18 protein-coding genes and 1 pseudogene are annotated in these 18,636 nt (G+C 53.4%); 6 read left to right on the plus strand and 13 right to left on the minus strand.

All coding sequences use genetic code 11. The features are described 5' to 3' along the window. Nucleotides 1-61: 61 nt before the first annotated feature. The 3 genes from EYC98_RS14215 to EYC98_RS14225 all read right to left on the minus strand — a co-directional run bounded on the left by EYC98_RS14215 (nucleotide 62) and on the right by EYC98_RS14225 (nucleotide 2,468). Nucleotides 62-1,735, minus strand: a complete 1,674-nt coding sequence (locus EYC98_RS14215) for an N-acyl-D-amino-acid deacylase family protein (RefSeq protein WP_279246002.1) — start codon at nucleotides 1,733-1,735, stop codon at nucleotides 62-64. A 143-nt stretch (nucleotides 1,736-1,878) separates the two neighbouring features. Continuing rightward, nucleotides 1,879-2,247: a nuclear transport factor 2 family protein gene (locus tag EYC98_RS14220; protein ID WP_279246003.1), complete on the minus strand. Its 369-nt coding sequence runs from the start codon at nucleotides 2,245-2,247 to the stop codon at nucleotides 1,879-1,881. A gap of 68 nt (nucleotides 2,248-2,315) precedes the next feature. Further along, on the minus strand, nucleotides 2,316-2,468 hold the full coding sequence (locus tag EYC98_RS14225; protein ID WP_279246004.1) for a hypothetical protein: 153 nt from the start codon (nucleotides 2,466-2,468) through the stop codon (nucleotides 2,316-2,318). Nucleotides 2,469-2,615: 147 nt separating this feature from the next. Between EYC98_RS14225 and EYC98_RS14230 the strand changes: the two genes are divergently transcribed. Further along, on the plus strand, nucleotides 2,616-3,440 hold the full coding sequence (locus tag EYC98_RS14230; protein ID WP_279246005.1) for a hypothetical protein: 825 nt from the start codon (nucleotides 2,616-2,618) through the stop codon (nucleotides 3,438-3,440). A 3-nt stretch (nucleotides 3,441-3,443) separates the two neighbouring features. On the opposite strand, the gene EYC98_RS14235 is transcribed toward EYC98_RS14230, so the two are convergent. From EYC98_RS14235 to EYC98_RS14245, 3 genes are read right to left on the minus strand one after another with little or no spacing between them, the layout of a single operon-like run. Then, nucleotides 3,444-4,853, minus strand: coding sequence for a WS/DGAT/MGAT family O-acyltransferase (locus tag EYC98_RS14235; RefSeq protein WP_279246006.1), 1,410 nt, complete (start codon nucleotides 4,851-4,853; stop codon nucleotides 3,444-3,446). A 15-nt stretch (nucleotides 4,854-4,868) separates the two neighbouring features. Continuing rightward, nucleotides 4,869-6,494: an acyl-CoA synthetase gene (locus EYC98_RS14240; protein WP_279246007.1), complete on the minus strand. Its 1,626-nt coding sequence runs from the start codon at nucleotides 6,492-6,494 to the stop codon at nucleotides 4,869-4,871. After that, nucleotides 6,491-8,218: a wax ester/triacylglycerol synthase domain-containing protein gene (locus EYC98_RS14245; RefSeq protein WP_279246008.1), complete on the minus strand. Its 1,728-nt coding sequence runs from the start codon at nucleotides 8,216-8,218 to the stop codon at nucleotides 6,491-6,493. Before EYC98_RS14245 ends, EYC98_RS14240 begins: the two co-directional genes overlap by 4 nt. Before the next feature lie 129 nt (nucleotides 8,219-8,347). On the opposite strand from EYC98_RS14245, the gene EYC98_RS14250 reads away from it, so the two are divergent. From EYC98_RS14250 to EYC98_RS14265, 4 genes are all read left to right on the plus strand, one after another. Beyond that, nucleotides 8,348-9,292 (plus strand): hemerythrin domain-containing protein, encoded by a 945-nt coding sequence (locus tag EYC98_RS14250; protein ID WP_279246009.1) that lies wholly within the window; start codon nucleotides 8,348-8,350, stop codon nucleotides 9,290-9,292. A gap of 80 nt (nucleotides 9,293-9,372) precedes the next feature. Next, nucleotides 9,373-10,302, plus strand: coding sequence for an alpha/beta hydrolase (locus EYC98_RS14255; RefSeq protein WP_279246010.1), 930 nt, complete (start codon nucleotides 9,373-9,375; stop codon nucleotides 10,300-10,302). A 47-nt stretch (nucleotides 10,303-10,349) separates the two neighbouring features. Then, nucleotides 10,350-11,771, plus strand: a complete 1,422-nt coding sequence (locus tag EYC98_RS14260) for a WS/DGAT/MGAT family O-acyltransferase (RefSeq protein ID WP_279246011.1) — start codon at nucleotides 10,350-10,352, stop codon at nucleotides 11,769-11,771. Next, nucleotides 11,752-12,570, plus strand: a complete 819-nt coding sequence (locus tag EYC98_RS14265) for an SDR family NAD(P)-dependent oxidoreductase (protein WP_279246012.1) — start codon at nucleotides 11,752-11,754, stop codon at nucleotides 12,568-12,570. The genes EYC98_RS14260 and EYC98_RS14265 overlap by 20 nt, the downstream gene beginning before the upstream one ends. A gap of 57 nt (nucleotides 12,571-12,627) precedes the next feature. Here the strand turns inward: EYC98_RS14265 and EYC98_RS14270 are convergent, their stop codons facing one another. The 4 genes and pseudogenes from EYC98_RS14270 to EYC98_RS14285 all read right to left on the minus strand — a co-directional run bounded on the left by EYC98_RS14270 (nucleotide 12,628) and on the right by EYC98_RS14285 (nucleotide 15,220). After that, complete coding sequence (locus EYC98_RS14270) at nucleotides 12,628-13,824, minus strand: cytochrome P450 (RefSeq protein ID WP_279246013.1); 1,197 nt, start codon at nucleotides 13,822-13,824, stop codon at nucleotides 12,628-12,630. A 228-nt stretch (nucleotides 13,825-14,052) separates the two neighbouring features. Continuing rightward, the gene (locus tag EYC98_RS14275) at nucleotides 14,053-14,226 is read right to left on the minus strand and encodes a hypothetical protein (RefSeq protein WP_279246014.1); all 174 of its coding nucleotides are present in this window, start codon (nucleotides 14,224-14,226) and stop codon (nucleotides 14,053-14,055) included. A 100-nt stretch (nucleotides 14,227-14,326) separates the two neighbouring features. Continuing rightward, nucleotides 14,327-14,521: pseudogene (locus tag EYC98_RS14280) on the minus strand (Rdx family protein); the annotation flags it as partial. A gap of 573 nt (nucleotides 14,522-15,094) precedes the next feature. Then, the gene (locus tag EYC98_RS14285) at nucleotides 15,095-15,220 is read right to left on the minus strand and encodes a hypothetical protein (protein WP_279246015.1); all 126 of its coding nucleotides are present in this window, start codon (nucleotides 15,218-15,220) and stop codon (nucleotides 15,095-15,097) included. 406 nt (nucleotides 15,221-15,626) lie between these two features. Between EYC98_RS14285 and EYC98_RS14290 the strand changes: the two genes are divergently transcribed. Beyond that, nucleotides 15,627-16,394, plus strand: a complete 768-nt coding sequence (locus EYC98_RS14290; protein ID WP_279246016.1) for an SDR family oxidoreductase — start codon at nucleotides 15,627-15,629, stop codon at nucleotides 16,392-16,394. Between the two features lie 31 nt (nucleotides 16,395-16,425). Here EYC98_RS14290 and EYC98_RS14295 read toward each other — a convergent pair whose 3' ends face one another. From EYC98_RS14295 to EYC98_RS14305, 3 genes are all read right to left on the minus strand, one after another. Then, nucleotides 16,426-17,088 (minus strand): acetyltransferase, encoded by a 663-nt coding sequence (locus EYC98_RS14295; RefSeq protein WP_279246017.1) that lies wholly within the window; start codon nucleotides 17,086-17,088, stop codon nucleotides 16,426-16,428. 92 nt (nucleotides 17,089-17,180) lie between these two features. Next, nucleotides 17,181-17,462 carry a chorismate mutase gene (locus EYC98_RS14300; RefSeq protein WP_279246018.1) on the minus strand — a complete coding sequence of 94 codons (282 nt, stop codon included), beginning with the start codon at nucleotides 17,460-17,462 and terminating at the stop codon, nucleotides 17,181-17,183. Between the two features lie 105 nt (nucleotides 17,463-17,567). Beyond that, complete coding sequence (locus EYC98_RS14305) at nucleotides 17,568-18,590, minus strand: phosphatidylinositol-specific phospholipase C1-like protein (RefSeq protein ID WP_279246019.1); 1,023 nt, start codon at nucleotides 18,588-18,590, stop codon at nucleotides 17,568-17,570. Between the last annotated feature and the right edge of the window lie 46 nt (nucleotides 18,591-18,636).

Below are 18,636 nucleotides of genomic sequence, written 5' to 3' on the forward strand. Positions count from 1 at the left end.
ACTGCGTTGCTGGCAAGCATACTGCTCCACCAAAGCGACCCCGAATCGCCATGTCTCTCCTTCAGGAGCAGTCTGCACCGCCACGCAGCAGCCTTCCTGGCATAGCCCCTGTGGCCTCACCGTTCTCAAACGTGAACTCGCCGCGCTTGATGGTAGCGGTATAACCGCGTGCCTTCTGAATAAGCCGCTTACCCTCGCTCGGCAGATCATAAACCATTTCCGGGGCTAGTAATGACAAGGCCTCGAAATCGATAATGTTCATGTCAGCAAGGTAGCCAGGCGCGATCAAACCTCGATCATTAAGCCCATACAGACTTGCAGTATTGCGAGTCATACGATTGACAATCAATTCCACCGGCAGCTTCTCCGCCCGGTCGCGAGCCACATAACTCAACAGGTAGGTGGGTGCGCTAGCATCGCACAGCACCCCGCAGTGAGCGCCGCCATCGGATAGACCGAACACACTATCGTCGCGCGCAATGGCGTCAAAAAATGGGCTGAGATCGCCGTCATACCCGCTGAAGAAAAAGAGTATCTGCCGCTGCTCAGCCAGCGTATCCATGAGCACATCCAAGTGGTGCTCGCCACGCTGCTCGGCAACGCCCATTATACTGTCGCTTGCGGCAGGCTCGTATGACAGCGCTTCATCCAAGGGGTACATCTGCTCATAGCTGCTGGTGAAGCGCCGGGCATCGGCATTGCGGTGGTGGACCGGCTGCTCCGTTCGTATTTTCTCGCGAAACTCGGGGTCGCGCAGGTGCGCTATACGCTCGCCCAGCGGCAAGTGATGAATAGCCTTGTAGCTGGGGAAAATCGCCAGCGGGTTGATGGTGCCCTCCAAACTCATCAGGATAGATGCAGGACGGGCTCCTACCTGGGGACGAAACTCCAGGCCATCCTGCCGGAGTCGATCTGCCAGTGCCCAGATTTTCAACTCGGGCTTTGGCACTGTCAATACTGTAACCGGGCGCCCCGTATTGCGAATAATCGCCTCGATCCAGTCCAACTCAGCATCATCTTCCAGGTAATCGGTGATGATCTCGATGGTGCCGTGGTCCAGCCCCTTGAAGGCGTTGCCCAATGCCAGCATTTCCTTGGCCGCGGCGTGTGTTCCGGGTACGTGTTTGCCGTCCTTGTCGAGGTGACCGTAAAACCGCGAAGTGGAAAAACCCATAGCGCCAGCCTTAAGCGCCTCCCTGGTCAGGCTTGCCATGCTGGCGATATCCGCATCTGTAGAGTCGTCATAACAGCGATCGCCCATCACGTAACGGCGCACCGCCACATGCGGCACCTGAGAGCCAACATCCATCACGTATGGGGTATCGATCGCGTCCAGGTATTCTGCATAGCTTTCCCAACCCCAGGGGATGCCTTCGTCCAAGGCGGAGCCAGGAATGTCTTCCACGCTCTCCATGAGTTCGATAAGTCGCGTTTCATCGCCGGCGCGAACCGGCGCAAAGCCCACCCCGCAATTACCCATGACCGTGGTAGTCACGCCGTGCCAGCAACTGGGCGTCAGGTGTTTGTCCCAACAAACCTGGCCGTCGTAATGGGTATGAATGTCTACAAACCCCGGCGTAAGCAATTGCCCCCGCGCATCAAATTCTCGCGTGGCCGGCCCGAGGTTATCCCCTACTTCAGCAATCAGTCCGTCCTTAACACCTACCGCACCCTGAAACGCGGACTGGCCCGAACCGTCGACGATAGTTGCATTGGTAATCTTCAAATCGAACATGGAAGCTGCTCCTGTTGAGCGCAACGGGACTAATGGAGTTAACCTGACTATATTTCAAGTAGATTCCAGATAGCAACCTTGGTGGCAGCAACGCGAAAGCAAGAAAAGCTGACACCACCTCGACACTGAAGCCATCGCCACTGCTAGTTGTTGGGCGCCTGTTTAAAGGCGCTAGTGTCATAGTAGTCTCGATAATAGGTGAGCTTACCGTCTGCAACTTTATAGATGCCACACCCTTCAACGCTGCGGTCAGGCATCATCGCTTCCCATTTGCACCAGGCCGCATCGGTACCACCGCAGATCTCACGCGCCTCAAAGTGCACCTGCTGCTCCGCAGTCGCCTCGTTCATAGTCTGCATAAACACAGCAATATTCTTTTTGCCGACGACCGTGCCATAGAGCGGATCCTCCAGTACAGCGTCATCAGAAAAAAGCTCTATCAACCGCGTGTAATCCCCTGCGTTTTGTATTTCCCAGAACTGCTCAATGAGTTCCCGTGCTGTCGATGGCATAGTTATCTTTCTCCTAATAATTTTGGGCGCAAGTCAGATTTTCAAAGCAACAGTTGAAGCTATCTGAACTAGAATTTTCCATTGTCGTTCTTCCACGAAGATTGCGGCGCAATTGCCTCACTAGTATCCCAGTGCTCAATGACTTTGTAATCTGACAGTAGGAAAAAGTCGTAGAAGGCAATGTCAGCAGTAACGGTGGTGCCTTCACTAACCGGCAGCACAAAGTTGCCGTGGACTAGAATGCTGGGAACCCCACTGCCAACTCACGGTTTGTAGCTGATAGCGAAACCTTCACCGAAACAGTACCATCGTAACTGACTCGAAACACTCTCAATAGTCGAACACTGCTTATTGCACAGGAAATCACAGTGACTAAACCCTGCAACTGGAAAGGCACGGCATTTAACACCTCACCGCAGTCCGCCAATGAAATTCACAGCGACGCGATGGCGCGCAGCTATGGCTTTCGCGGAGGTCTGGTTCCCGGGGTCACTGTATCGGCCTATCTGACCCATCCAGCGGTCGCAGCATGGGGGCTCGACTGGCTAGAACACGGCGGTGCAAAGGTAAGCATCCTCAACCCGACCTACGATGGTGACAGCTTCGCTGTAGCATTAGATAACGTCACAGACTCGGGCTATCAAGCGACGCTGACAGACGCAGGCGGCACGGTAACTGCCAGTGCAGAAGTCTACCGTGACCATCAGCGTCCAGCGCCTATTTTGCGCGGCGATACGTTGCTACAGCCAGACAGTACGGCGCCGACAGCGATACCGGCAACAATGTATGAGATGCGCAAACACGGCATGTCGGCACTGGCTATCAATTGGCGTGCAGGGGTAGAGATGGAAAGCTATCTCAAAAACGCAGCAGCCATGGCACCAAGCCATGCACCCACGAGCACCGGCCCCGGCTTTGCCAATACTGCGTTTTTGCTAGGCCTGAGCAACTGGGTGCTGGCCGACAATGTCAGCATGAATCCCTGGATACATATGCAAACTCAATCCTGGAATTATGCAGCAGTAAAACCTAATACCAGGCTCACTGTCGAGTGCACCATTACTGACTTGTTCTCACGCAAAGGACACGAGTTTGTCGACGTGGAAGTTAACGCTTTTAATGCCGACAATAGCCAACCGGTGATAACCATAATGCTACGTGCAATCTATCGGGTGCGCGCCGCAGCAAACTGACGTTCAGCCCGCCGCTTTCGTCGCCGCTTCCAGCTCCAGCAGTGCCTGTTCCAGGCCGTCAGCTATCAGCTGAACGTCGGGCAACAGTTTCATACACCCTACCATAGTGAAATTGACATGGCCGGCGTAGCTCCAAAGAGTGATGTTTAAACCAATACCTTCCACCAGCGGGCCCGCCGAGTACAAGTCCTCAACCACATTGCCCAATGCTTCAAACTGCGTGCGCGGCCCAGGCACGTTGGAAACAGATAGATTCGCGGGCGGACGATAGCCTGGCTTATCGGCATCCTGATGGGTATAAGCGCGATGAGCGGTAGCCTGCTGAATCAACGGTGGCACGTAATGCGCCATCAGGCCGAAGGTGTCACGCCCCACTACTTCCAGCTCAGCCTTACCTATCTCGCTGGTAGCGCGAATAGCTTCGTAGCGTGTTACCGGATCGTCAATCTGAATGTGTAATAGCGTAGTAGTCACCGCAGTCGAATTGCCCGACTCACGATCACTGGCGCCGGGTTCGCGGGATACCGGAATCGTCGCCAACAGCGCTTCATTAAAAGGCTGATCATGCTGCTGCAAGTAGGCCCGCAGACTGCCCGCCACCATACCCAGCACCACATCATTGAGCGTGCCCTGTAGTTGGCTTTTTAGAGTCTTAAGTCGATCCAGATCAAACTGCGCCATGGCGAAGCTTCGACGTGAAGACAACGCACGATTCCAGGGCGCCTGCGGCAGGTCGCCATTAATGCTCATCAACGTCGGTGATGTGGCGGGATCGGCAACTTTTTTAATGGCCAAACTACCTCGATACAGGGCGCGAAAAAACGACGGTAGATTACCAATGTCGTATTTAATATGGTCATAGACCGCGTCCCAGAACAGACGCCCTTTGGAGGGAATGGCCTCCGGCTGCCACGCTGGTGCCACTGAATCGGGCTGATGATAACCGCTCTGCCAAACGCGCATAATGAAGTTAACGGAGGCCATGCCATCGGCCAGCGTGTGATGTATCTTCTGCACCAGTGCAATACGCCCATCTTGCAAACCTTCAATCACCCAGAACTGCCACAGCGGGCGGGTCTGGTCGAGCGGGTGGCTGGCAATATGCGCGATAACATCTTCCAGCTCTGCCTGCCCACCGGGCGCCGGTAGTGCAGCACGATTAAGGTGATAGTCGAGATCAAACTCGGGGTCTTCTATCATCACCGGATGATGTAAACCGAACGGCACAAACACCGGTCGCTGGCGCAACATTGGAACCTCGTGCAACAACCGCGGAATCGATGCGTGCACCGAATCAAAATCAAGTACCGCGTCCTCCCCCAGCCGCACCAGAAATATTTTCAGGGTGTGCATCGGGGTGGTGAGTGTCTCCCGATACAACCAGGCGGCGTCCTGTCCATGTAACCTGTACATTGCGCAGCGCTCCGCTTATTCCAGCGCTTCCAGCGCGGCTTGCTTGGCCCAAGGGTAATCTGCCTTGCCTGCAGGCGAACGCTTGATAGCGGCCAGACAGACAACCTCTCGCGGCATTTTGTAGTTGGCCAGGCGGCTGCGACAAAACTCTCGGAGGTGCTCCAGCGACATTGCTTCGCCGCTGCGTGTCTGACATACAACAACCACCTTCTCGCCGTAGCGCTCATCGTCCAGACCAACCACAACCACATCGAGAATGTCATCGTGTTCTTTAACGCGTGATTCCACCTCTTCCGGAAACACTTTCTCACCTCCGGTATTGATACTCACGGAGCCCCGGCCGTGCAGGAATATGCTGCCATCGGCCAGTACGGTAGCGAGGTCACCGGGTATCGCCCAACGCTCTCCATCCACGACCACAAAAGTCGCGGCAGATTTCTCCGGTGCGTTGTAATAGCCAATGGGTACATGACCTTTGCGCGCCAAATAACCCATCTTGCCAGAGCCCGGGCTAATGGACTGGTTGTCTTCGTCCAGTACGGTCATATGGGGATTCACCATAAAGCGCGGTTCATCGTCGTCAGGCGCACCACGGGCGCTGACCTTGCTGCCCATCAGACCGGTCTCCGACGAACCCAGTCCATCCAGAATCATGGTGCCGGGTGTCAGCGCCAATAACCGCTCTTTGGTTGCGGGCGAGAACAGCGCACCACCAGAGGCTACTACTAGCAGCGCAGAAGTATCCCAACGCTCCGGATGTACGGCCAGACAGTCGATCAATGGATTAGCCATGGCATCACCCACAATCACCATCATCGACACACCCTCGTCGTTGACCGCCTGCCAGATATCCTCGGCAATAAACTTGCCGCGTGATGGAATCACAATCTTGCCGCCGCTAAGCAGTGCGGTAAACGCGCTCCACTGAGCCGCTGCGTGCATAAAGGGCGGAGTCGGCAATATCACCAGAGGCTCATCTCCAATACGCTCCACCAGCTGCTCAGGAGCTGTGATAGGGCCTTCAGTCTGCTGCACATCACCCCCGCCCATAGCAGCAAAAAAGATATCTCGATGATGCCACATCACACCCTTCGGCATTCCCGTGGTACCACCGGTGTAAACGATATAGATATCATCGGAATCTCGCGGTGGGAAGGTTCTATCGGCAGCCCCGCCAGCCAGGGCTGATTCGTAGTCCAGGTAATCAGCATTACCCTCCTTCCCCGAACCATCGGCAACCACGTACACCAGGCGCAATGCCTCTATGTCTGGGGTGACCTGCGCCACCCGCGCCGCAAACGACTGATGAGTAACCAGCGCGACCATGTCGGCATCCTGATAAAGATAAGCCAGCTCGCCTTCGACATAGTGGAAATTAATATTAATGGGCACCGCACGCAATTTGTAGGCAGCCAACATACACTCCATGTACTCGCTACCATTGCGCAATTGCAGACCGATATGATCGTTGCGCCCTATTCCCTGAGCCTGCCAGCAACTGGCCAGGCGCGTGGCGCGCTCATCCAATTGTTGATACGTTAGCCGCCGCTCCTCACTGACAATCGCGGTGCGTGCAGGCACAGCGCTGGCGACGGATTCGAACAGATCAGCTAAATTAAAACTCCGGGCCGTGGTGCTCATGAGCCTGCTCCTGAGTTATTGGCAACTGATTTTTCCCGTAGTGGCTTTTTCCTAGCGGCTACTTTTGGCTTTGCCAATGGCTTCTTGCTGGTCACTGCTTTTCTTTTTACCGCCGGTTTTTTCCTGGCTGCGGTCTTATTTTTTGCGGCCGGCTTGAGTTTTCTGTCCACGCGAGATTTCACCGCAGTCTTTTTACGCACCGGTTGCTCCAGCCCGGCGGCGACACGCAACGCCTTCAGCCCCTGCTCCAATCCTGTAACAAATACGTCGGGATCGCTTACCACTGCACCATCACAATGAAAACCCAAAGTAATCGTCTTGTGCACAGACGTAATGCCGCCGCTAACCGCGAGAATATCAACCGCAGGGATCATGGGAATACTCTCGCTCATCAACCCGTTAGCCACATAGACCGGCTGCCGTGGTCCCGGTACATTGCTAAACAAGGCGTTAGCCAAGGTCATTTTATCGCTAAAGCGGGCCAGCAGTTCAAAACGCCCCGCCAGATACAGGCTGGCGTCCAGAGCAATGGGGAAGATCAAATCCGCCAGCTCACCAACGTCTACTACCGGGTCCCGGGGGCGCGTGAACTCTTTGAGTTCCAGCGCATCGTTGTGAATGGCCTGCAACCGGGCCACCGGGTCACTAATGGTGTTGTGCAGGCACAATCTGCCAGCGGTCACCTGATTACCGCCGGTACCCGAGGTATCCGAGCGCGTGCTCACTGGCACGCCACACCACAGATCAAAATCTACCTGCTCACCACGTGAATCAAAGTAGCTCTCCATAGCGCACGCGTAGAGAAACAGACCCATGTCATTGACCGTCACATCAAAATGACGGGCTACTAGCTTGATATCGGGCAGAGACAGGGTTTTCCAGCTAACCGAACGAGTGTCGGAATACTTGCTGATATTAAGAGATGTCGGTTTAACATCTGGCATCAGTGGCCCGGCAAGCTCTCTATCGGACTCCAGAAAATCGCGAACACCCGTGCCGAAGGCACCCAGAATAGGGCCGGTGTTTTGCAAAACAAAACGTGGCGTTTTCAGCAGCAGGCGCTCTCCGGATTCAACCAGAGCCTGACCCAATAGGCGCATAGGGCCTGGAGGCACCACAATGTCGCGCACACTGGTCACTAGCGGCTCAGGTGTCACCGGCTCTGCGTCATACATTGAGGACAGGGCTTCTACCAAGCCTACCCCGTCAGCTACCGCGTGGTGAATGTTGCACATTACCGCCAGCTTGCCACCGGCAAGTCCGTCGATAATGGTCCAGCGCCACATTTGTGACAGCGTGAGTGGCACCGCAGAAAGCTCCGCCAGCCGCTGGGCAAGCTGCGGATACTCACCGGGCGCCGGCAGTGTCTCGACAAATATGTGGTCCCAGATATCAAAATCAGGGTCCTCCATTTTATGCACAGTACCCAGCCGCAGTGGGTCTTGAATAAAGCAGTTACGTAACAGCCCGATGCTACCTAGACGGTTAGCCAGATGCCCCGCAATAGCGTCTGCATCCAACTTGTCACCGGCAATGGCGGGCTCCAGAATAGAAGCACCGCCCATCACGGCGCTAATAACCTGATATTGATCCGCTTTATAAAAGAACTGGTCAAATAGCCCCAGTTTGTCCATGAGTGCTACTCCTGCATTATTTTTGGTGATGACGCCCGAACCGGCATGCCCCAGCCTGCCGCAGTCTTGCCAACCTTGTTTTGATTGCATGAATCTGGCCTGCGTGAGCTCCAAATGCAACTGCGGCACCGGTTAAATTGATGTAGGTCATTAACAAGCGCCCCGTGTTTACCCCACACTGAATTACCGGCACTTGGTCGTTAATTGCAGTAGGCTCCCATGAGCAAGCAAGCGAAGAAAAAGACCGTTAAGACTCACGATGGCAGCATGGCCTATAAGAGCGGGGCGTGGTCTTTTTCCGCCGCCGGTCCGCGAGTCATTGATAAGAAAGCGCAGAACCTGGGCGGGATTGTCGAGCAACTCAACAGCGAACATCGTTATTTCAGTGCCCTGCTCGATCAGCTGGAAGTCGAGAGTGAACGACTGCAGCCAGGCAAGATTCCAGATTACCCACTGCTATTGGACATTGTCGACTACCTGGTTAACTACCCGGACCAGTTTCACCACCCCCGCGAAGATCTCCTGTTTGGCGAGCTACTCAAGGTGGACAAGAACTTTGCAACAGATTTGAAACGGCTGATACGCGAACACAAAACTCTGCGCAGCTACAATGACAGCTTGTTCGCTGAGCTAAATCGAATCGCTGACGGAAGGCCGGTGAACCGTCCAGAACTGCGGCGCAGCCTGCAGCGCTATATTGATGGCTATCGCAAGCACATGGGCTTTGAATCAACCTCAATTTTCCCGAAAGCCAAGGGCAGCCTGAATGCGGATGCCATGGCCCGGCTGCAGGAAAAAACCAGCGCCATCGACGACCCATTATTCGGGGCCCAACTACAGAACCGTTATCGGCGCCTGGGGCGCAGCCTGCAAAGCCGCATCGAAGGCTTCAGCGCCGAGCTCGCCAGCCGCGAAATAGCCGGCATCGAGTCAGCCATTAGTGGCACATCTATCGCAATGAACCGTATTCAGGCGCTACGAGAAGGCTTAACAGAGGTCAATCGCACGGCGCTACAACGCAACAAAGACACCCTGAAAGACCTTATACCGCGCCCGATTGGGCTGGTGACACTGCCTGCCGCCCTGATGCGTAATCACGGCCAATATTTACAAGACAGTGTGAAGGCGCTCCGCATTGCGCTAACAGACGAGGTTAGAGACTGAAATATTCACAAGTCCGGCGGTCGCACCAACAATCCTAGCAGCCGCACACGCGCCATTGCGCGCCTAAGCAGGAGAACAGCATGCCAAGTTGGCAAGCTCAAGTAATGAACACATGCACACGGCTGATGATGAAGCCGCTGATGCGCTTTGGCAGCGTCGATTCGATGCGTTCGATGACCGCCACCATCGACGAACAGATGGAAAAAACCATGCCCGAGGACCTGCGAGCCAAAATGGTGAGTGGCCCCGGTTACGAAGGTGAATGGGTTAACATTGGCAACAAGCGCCCCAAGAAAGTCATTCTGTATTTCCCGGGTGGTGGTTTCATCATGCGCATCGCCACTCAGCACAAAGCCTTTGTCGCCAAGATCTGTCGCGCAGCCAACTGTAAGGCGCTGCTGGTTCATTATAGCCTGGCCCCGGAAATTCCCTTTCCCGGAGGACTGGAAGACTGCCTGGCGGCCTACCACGACCTGCTGAAGCAGGGTGTCGATCCTCAAAATATCACTCTGGCAGGCGATTCAGCGGGTGGCGGACTGGTGCTCAGTACCCTGCTGGCCCTGCGTGACGAGGGCACCGCCCTGCCACGCAACGCCATCATACTGTCACCGCTGGCAGACCTGACCTATAGCGGCGAATCGCGCAAATTCAATAGCTGCAAGGACCCGATGCTACCCAACCACCGTAGCTCTGAGATGCACGAACTCTATATTGGCGAAGCCATACCCGAAGACCGATTCATATCGCCCATTTTTGCAGATTTTGATGATCTTCCGCCCATCTTGGGCATGGTTGGCAGTACGGAAATACTGCTCGACGACACCATCCGTGCGGCAGAAAAAGCCAAAGAGGCAAGCGTGCCGTTCTTCCTTGAAGTCTGGGAAGCGATGCCTCATGTGTTCCCCATTTTCGGACTGTTGCCCGAAGCCCAGGTTGCCATTGAGCGCATGGGCATGTTCATCAATAGCAGCCAACTGGATCCACTGCCTGCCCAGTATGGAACGCACTAGACTGATATGAAAGAAGCAACCGAGCACTCCGCGTGGGTTAATCAACTGTGAAGCGACTACAGGGTATGGATGCGCTGTTTCTGCATACTGAAACGGCCACGCAGTATATGCACACCTTGAAGGTGGCAATCTTTGAACCCCCGGCCGACGGCAGCCCCTATTCCTTTGCTGACCAGATGGAGCACATCGCCTCTACTATTCATCGGGTGCCACCGTTTCGCTGGAAGGCGTTACCCATACCTTTTAACCTACACAACCCGATATGGATCACCGACCCACACTTTGACCTCGCCCTGCACGTACATCGCGCGGCTCTGCCTGCACCAGCAGGTTCTGATCAGCTAGCCGAATTTATCGAGAACATCGCCAGTACGCCGCTGAATCGCGAGCGACCGCTGTGGGATTTATGGATGGTGGAAAATTATCTGGGTGACAAGATAGCTGCGGTGTCCAAAGTACATCACGCTCTGGCCGATGGAGTCGCCACGGCGGAATTGCTGGAGGACTTCATGACGCCGGAAGCTGGTGCTGAAATTCCAGCACCTCCGCCACTTGCCATCGAACAGCCACCGCCGCTCTGGCGTATGCTGGGCGCCGCGCTGGTCGACCTGATTAGAGACTTGGTCCGTATTCCCGCCAAAGTCATGGCAGTGCGCGCAGCCAAAGCACACCAGAAAGAACGTAACCTCAGCCCCGAAGAGCGGCCTCCCGAGCCTTATAGCGCGCCGTTCACCTTACTTAACCGACCGATCAGTTCACACCGTAAATTCAACTTTTTTACCGTACCATTGGCGCGAGTCAAAGCTGTTAGCGCCGCTTACGGGGTGACTATCAATGACGTCGTGATGAATATGGCTGCGCAAGCAGTGCGGGAATACCTGATAGAACATAACGACTTGCCCTCCCAGTCATTGACTGCCTCTATCCCAATTTCTACGCGGGGCAAGGAGGCCGAACACACCTACGGCAACAAGGTCGGCTCTCTGTGTGTATCCCTATGTACTGATATCGCCGACCCAGTCGCCAGACTGCAAGCTATTCATGCAGCTATGGCAGCTTCCAAGCTGGATTTTGAAGACACCGCAGGGGGCCGCGCCGCGGATGTAGTTGGGCTACTACCGCCAGTGTTGGTGAGAGCTATCGGCAGCTACTCTCGTCGCCTCTCCATGCAGGGTAAGTCGCCGTCTTACAATCTGATCGTGTCCAATGTGCCGGGCCCGCGCGGCGAGCTGTTCGATGACTATCTGGCCATGTCGGAGTTCTATTCCATTGGTCCGATACTGGAAGGCATTGGACTGAACATCACCGCGTGGAGCTTCCGCGACAATCTGAGCTTTTCGATTCTGTCGTGCGTGCGCGCCGTACCCGATCCTGGCGTGATCCGCACGGGGCTTATACGCGCACTCGATGATATGGAGAACGCCCAGAACAATTCGCAGGGGGACCACGGTGAGCGCGCCGCCACTTAAGCCCGGCCGAGCACTGATCACTGGTGCCTCTGCCGGTATCGGTGAAGCCTTCGCCCACGAATTTGCTCGCCACGGTTATAATCTGACTCTGGTTGCACGCCGCGAACACAAACTACAAGCACTGGCAGCAGAGCTAAAAAAAACCTACGCTATCGACGTCTCCACCTGTGCCTGCGACCTGCTTGACCCATCCAGCATTGAGCGCATTAGAAAAACCTGCAGCGATCAGGAAATTGATATTCTGGTGAACAACGCTGGAGTCATGTACCACGGTGATTTCAAGGAACAGCAACTAGAGAGCATTGATTCAATAGTGCATTTGAATGTCGCCTGCCTGACCAAGTTAAGCAGCGTATTCCTGCAGCCAATGCTACGGCGTGGCGGCGGTCGCATTCTCAACATAACCTCTACCACCGGTTTTCAGGCCGGCCCCACCATTGCAGTTTACGCCGCCAGCAAGGCCTACATCCTGTCATTCACCGAGGCGCTGGCAGAAGAACTGCGCGACAGCGGGGTGTACGCTACCGCTTTTTGCCCGGGGTTTACCGACACCCACATGGCAGCAGAATCTTTTGGTGAAGATATCAAAAACGAGCCAATGAGTGCTTTTCTGATGATGTCGACTACTGACGTGGCCGCGCTGGGCTATCAGGCCTGCATGCAGGGCACTACCATCAGTGTGCCAGGTTTCGCCAACAAACTGGTCAGTGGCATCACTCGACTCCAGCCCAAATGGATGAGCCGACGCCTGCAGGCCTGGATGTACCGCAACATGTTGGGCGGTGCAGAGAAAAACTGAGACAGTTCACTGGCAGCTAGCAGCAACGCAGCCTGCCACAATCAGAAAATGCTCAGCTCAGGGAACCAGAATAGGTAGCTTGGTGATAACGCGTTCGGCTATCCACTCACCATCTACCTCTATCTCTTCCTTAATGAGGCGTGAGCCTTTGTCCACGTTGGCGAGCATACTTGGCAGCACATACGAAAAATACTTAAGTGCGATCCGACTACCGATGCATGAATAACGCGAACCACCAAAAATATTATGATTGTCGCGAGTAAACTCTCGTTTGAAGTTCAGTGTGAGAGGTGCATCCCAATGAGTCGGGTCCATGTTAACGCCGGGATAGAATATAAATAGACTATCTCCCACGGCTAAATCCTTGCCTCGCAAAGTGAACGAATTATGAACCTGACGGGAAAGCGCCTTGACGTGATTATCCCTGCGCAAGAACTCCATAATAATACTCTCACTCACCCTGTCGGGATTCTCTCTGAGAGGAGCAACGGCATCAGGGTAACGCATTATATTCCGCAGCATCAGCGCAGTTGAAACGCTTAAGGTATTGGGCGTCGACTGCACGAACGTTACCAAACTGGCGATACCATCGTTGTCATCAAATCCCGCTTCTCTGGAGGCGCGAGAAAACTCATCTAGCAGCGTACCTGCTGGTGCATTATTAAACTGCTCAGCGACATAAGCCCGCGTGCGCGACATGGCTTCATCGCCCTTTCTGAGCATTGCCTCGTTATCGAAATGTTCGAATGACTTTACCAGCGCCACACTATCATCGTACAGACTGGTAAGCTGAGCGTCGGTATACGTGAAACCCCAGGCAGACAGCAGCATGCGCATAGGCAGCAACCTTACTTCGATCATGTAATCGTCGTGCCGTCCAGATTGACGAAACCGCGAAAACGCACGTTCGATATCGTCGACGCGCAACTTATCGAGCAGCATAGTCAGATATCGACCTAACAAAGCCTTAGCTTTCACATCGGTCAGCGAGTATTGGTAGTGCCAGGCCCGCGCGGGATAATTCTCAGAAAAGAGTTTGTTCGCCGCTTCGTCAACACTCACTGGCTCACGAGCAACATTTTTATGGGCTGCAATCAAATCGTGACAATCTTCAAAGCGAAAACAAAAATTCATGCCCTCGGAGGTAAATCCCAGAACCTCTTCTTGCTCATATAAATGCTCTATAAAGGGGTAGGGGTCCAGAGTAAAAGCAGCATCGAATACTGATACTTCAAGCGGCACAAAGTGCGACATTGTAAGCCCTCTCAAACACTAGCCGCCGTATGACGACACCTCAAGTTTATAATATAACCGGGTGAAAGCCTGATCATCCAGATTCAGGGATCAGATGCCGCGCAATACAGCGGGTCAAAGTCCCTCGCCTCAATCGGACGATGGCTGATACTGCCACCCACCAAAGTTGGCTGCAGGTCAATTTGTGTCATATTCAGTCCGCACTTGGGTGCAAACGTGGAACGCCTACTACTCCGGCACTGTTTCTGAGTCTGGCGAGGCGTCTGAATCAGGCGCCTCGGCACCTTCTAACAGCTCATCGGTATCGCCCTTCTCCAGCTTTCTGGCGCGCTTTTCCTCCTTTTTCTTTTTCTTGGCGATCTCTTTCTGTCTTTTCTCAAACGAATAATTGGTTCTTGCCATTAGACTTCTCTCTAGCTAATTAGATTACAAAACATGAGTTCCTGCCTGTAAAGGCACCGTAATACTGGCTCATTTCGACAGATTTTGCTGGAACTTAGGTTCAATTCGCAAGCTTACCGTGATTCGGCAGCAACTTGGCAACAAGTTGCTCATTGTCTGGAAAAACTCCCGTTTCAAATTTCGAATACACGAGTCTGCCATCGACCTCTACGTCAAATATGCCCCTTCCCTTAGGAATAAGTTCAGATGAGACGCCTAGCGCTGTTTCGATTGTAGCAGCCAAACTGACCGCCTGCGGCTTATAGTTTCACTGAGCACAGTATGTGATCGAAACTTTCATATTGCCCCCTTGCTTCTAAAGGCGTTACGGACGACCCGGAACGGCTCGCCGCTCAAGACCAGCTTAGCTGGGCTAGTTGCATTAATGCTAGCCAGCACCCCCCTATGCTTACTGTTTGAGCTTAGGCGACGCCACCGCGACAGTAAAGCACGGTTTGAGGACAACCAATCCCCTCATCACAGAGTAAGCAATCGCTCCAACCTGCGTTCTAATACTGCCGGACCAGAACCACTGGGAGTCCCTATAGAGAAAAGCTAAGCTGTATTCATCCGTTCATCCGATCGTTCCCCTCGACATGCCTCAAAGGCATCGTCAAGAGTCTGGGAAAGCGCATTATTAGCATAGTCTGTGGAGGTACCAAGCGGTATCAGAATGCCAGCGGCAGTCGTCACAAGTCCAGCAGCACTGTGTGGCCGAACTCATTCGTCTACACACCGCAAATAATCAGATGTTATGGGTGATGATTTAGGGCTCACGCGCCCTATGCGTTGTGACGTAAGCAGAATTCAAGTGTGCGCTGACGCTAAACTAATGACTCACAAGGCTCAACGCTGACAACTCCAGACCGTAAATCGATAGATTCTTGACCCCGGCATTGCGCAAGCGAGTGGCAACCCTACGCTCAACTTCATCATCACCAGTACCGAGACTCAAGACACGCACATGGTCCCCACTAACCGCCTTATCGCGGATAAGCCTGGCATAAAACTGGTAAGGGTGCTCAGTACCAAAAAATCTGCGTTACGCGCGGAGCCAGTCAGTGGGCAGACCACCCATTAGTGATGTCGGGTAGCCCGAAAACGATGCCAGATTTCCGAAAAGATTTTTCTCTCTTTCACTGCAGGAAAGTACGCGCTTAATGTCTTTGAAAATCATTGGCATTCATTACTTGCGCTCTCACGCATCAAGTTAAACCATGTCCACACCGGAAGGAAGCAGAGAACGTGTATCTACAGTATGGCGCCAAGAAGAAAGAAATAGCCTATAGTCTATACAGCTTTTAGACAGACAAAATGTTTGAATTTATTTACGCAAGCAAAAGATGAGCTGGGGAACAGGAATGACAAAAAGCCTACAAGGGAAAGTGGCGATTGTGACCGGTGGGAATGCGGGCATTGGCAGGGCCACAGCAAGACTATTCGCAGCCGAGGGCGCGAAGACTGTTGTCTGCGCGCGACGAATTGAAGAAGGCGAACAGACGGTCAGAGACATAGTCGACGCCGGTGGTATTGCCACTTTCATTCAAGCTGATGTATCCAAAGCGGCCGACGTTAAGGCGTTGATCGATCAAACCGTGCATCTGTATGGACGCGTAGACTGCCTGTTTAGTAATGCCGGAATTTCTGGCAACCCTGGCACACCCATTGTGGACCTGGAAGAGGAAGAATGGGATCAGGTTATTAATATCAACCTGAAAGGCGTGTGGTTGGGCATGAAGTATGTCATTCCAGTGATGCAACAGAACGGCGGAGGCTCAATTATCAACATGTCATCGATATACGGTCTCATGGGGTCGCATCTGCAGATGCCTGCTTACACTGCTAGTAAGCATGGCGTTATTGGCTTGACCAAGTCAGGAGCAAGAGACTACGCCCCCGATAACATTCGAATAAACGCTATCTGCCCAGCCTATATCCATACCGAAATGGTGGATGGCCCGATGGCCGCTGACCCGCAACTGGCCACGACAATTATGGGGCTGCATCCAATAGGCAGACTCGGAACCGTTGAGGAAATTGCTGAAGCTGTTTTGTGGCTGGCGTCGGACAAATCCTCATTTGTTACCGGCCACTCTTTAACAGCGGATGGTGGATTAACACTCGGTTGATAGATCTGGGGCGGATCTTAACAAGCTGCTCTCACGAATACTTATCGCCTTGCTCGCGCTTTCGAATTGTTTTTGCCGGAGTTCCGTAAGCTGTCACAAATGATTCGACAGAACTCATTAGCAGCGACCCAGCGCCTATAATCGTGTGCTCACCAACCTTTATTCCTTGAATCAGAACCGCTCCGGCCCCGACCGCTGAATACTGGCCGATCTGACAATTTCCACCGGTTAACGCGCCTGGAGCCAGGCTGGAAAAGTCCTCCATTATTGAGTCGTGGTCCAACGAGGCGTTGGTATTAACAATGCAAAATTTTCCCACGGAAGAGCATGGATTGATCGCTACGCCAGCCATTACCACGCTACCCTCCCCTACCGAAGTTTCTAACCCCATAGAGGCCTTCGGGTGAACAGCAGAAACGAACACAAGCTCCGGGCTAATGGCTCTAACCCCCTCAACTACCTTGGCACGAGTGAAGTTATCTCCAATCGCAACGATAGCGCCCTGAATGGCGTGAGACTCTATCAAGGTTGGCAAATCCTCTTCTGTGCCAAGTACTGGATAGCCTAGCACCTTCGCACCGACTTCCAGGCCAGGATCCAGTAAGCCTACAACGTTATGTTTGCCCTCCTGCTGCACAATGTCGATGATAACTTTGGCATGGCCTGAAGCACCAATGATTAGGATATTGCCCATAGTGTCCATCTAACCCCTAACGCTTAACAACGCGATGATAACTCGCGCGACGACTTAAAGATTCGGTCACAGCCAGCGACAGGATCATCTGACTATGTGTTCTCCGCAATCTGCTCATGATTACGAACCACCCTTTCAATAACGGCCGCTAAGTATGATGCAGCAAACTCTGGATCGACTCCATACTGACTAGCCAGCTCACTCATACGTTGAAACTGTATAGCCTCACGTGCTGGGTCCTTGGCAGTTAAACCATTGGCAGCTTTATAGTAACCAACCCTGTCGGTGACTTTAAACCGCTCGGCAAACATCGCAACGATGGCGTTGTCGATGTTATCGATACTCTTACGAAGATCATCTAGCGTTTCCAACATTACCCCCTGAACACTTAAACGTGTATTCGACCATCCCATTATTAGCGCAACTGCCTACAGATGCTTTCACATTTATGATACTCAGCGGGGGGTTGATCCCACAAGCTATTGCAACAACTCCTCGCTGCACTTTCCTGCATTCACCGGATTGCACCTGGCCACACCATCTCCCGGAATTGTCACCTGATAGTCACTAAACTCTGGATTGGGTACCGGATAATCAGTACTGATAAAATGCGCGCCGCTGCTCAGCGCCGCTTCGCGCCGAGCTGTGTCACCGGTGCGGGCCTGCTCGGTATCCGCATCTGCTCTGGTCCGAACCATATAACCCAGTTGCACCATCATATCGATTTCTCCAGGCACCGCAGTAGGGCTATTGCGCTTCAAAAACGCTGCTTCAGGCGTACCTGGCTCAGAATCAGTAAACAACACACGACCTGTCAGTGACGGGTGACCGGCTATGTAGTTGTCTCGTATCGACCCACCATTATCCAAGGCAAACATAACTCTGCCTCGCGCCTCAGACAAAGGTAACCAGCCTTGCGTCAATACAGCCAGCTCGAGTGTCGCAAAGTCTCCGCGAACATCATCAGGTACAATGAGTTGGCTATCAGGAAACACACTACGAATTTCTATATCCACCTGATTTAGAGCCTCCGGCCCAAACTCCAAGGGTATTGCAAAACCAAGATCCAGCGGATCAGCGATAGCTTCATCCTTGGTCTCTACCAGAACAGTAATCGGCAAGTGCCCGGGATTGGCATCTGACCAGGTTTTAATTTCCTGTAAGCAAAGCACAAAGGTATAGCAGGTTGTCTCATAGTCGATTTCCTGCACGTGAAGAACTTTCAGACCCGGCTCGTCCAACGCAGAGATCCCGGACGCCGCAGGCTCACCAAACAGCGTGCGCCCCTGGTGATCAGCATAAAGCGAGCCATCCGGATCATGGAAGACGTCCAGCTCGATCTGTCGGATGCCCTGCTGCCCAAACTGCTCCTGCAATGGTATATGTGTATATGCCAGAGTCGGCGCCACCTCGGGAATGAACGCTAGTAGCAGCTCAAAAATATCGGCCCTGGGTTGAATGTGGTAACTGTTGTGTGTGCCCAGGTACTGCAAGTTGTTCATCAGGATATCGTCATCCGCGAAATTGCCAGAAGTATCCGAAGAATTG

Source organism: Candidatus Litorirhabdus singularis, assembly GCF_026262625.1.
In the GTDB taxonomy this organism is placed as follows: domain Bacteria; phylum Pseudomonadota; class Gammaproteobacteria; order Pseudomonadales; family Halieaceae; genus Litorirhabdus; species Litorirhabdus singularis.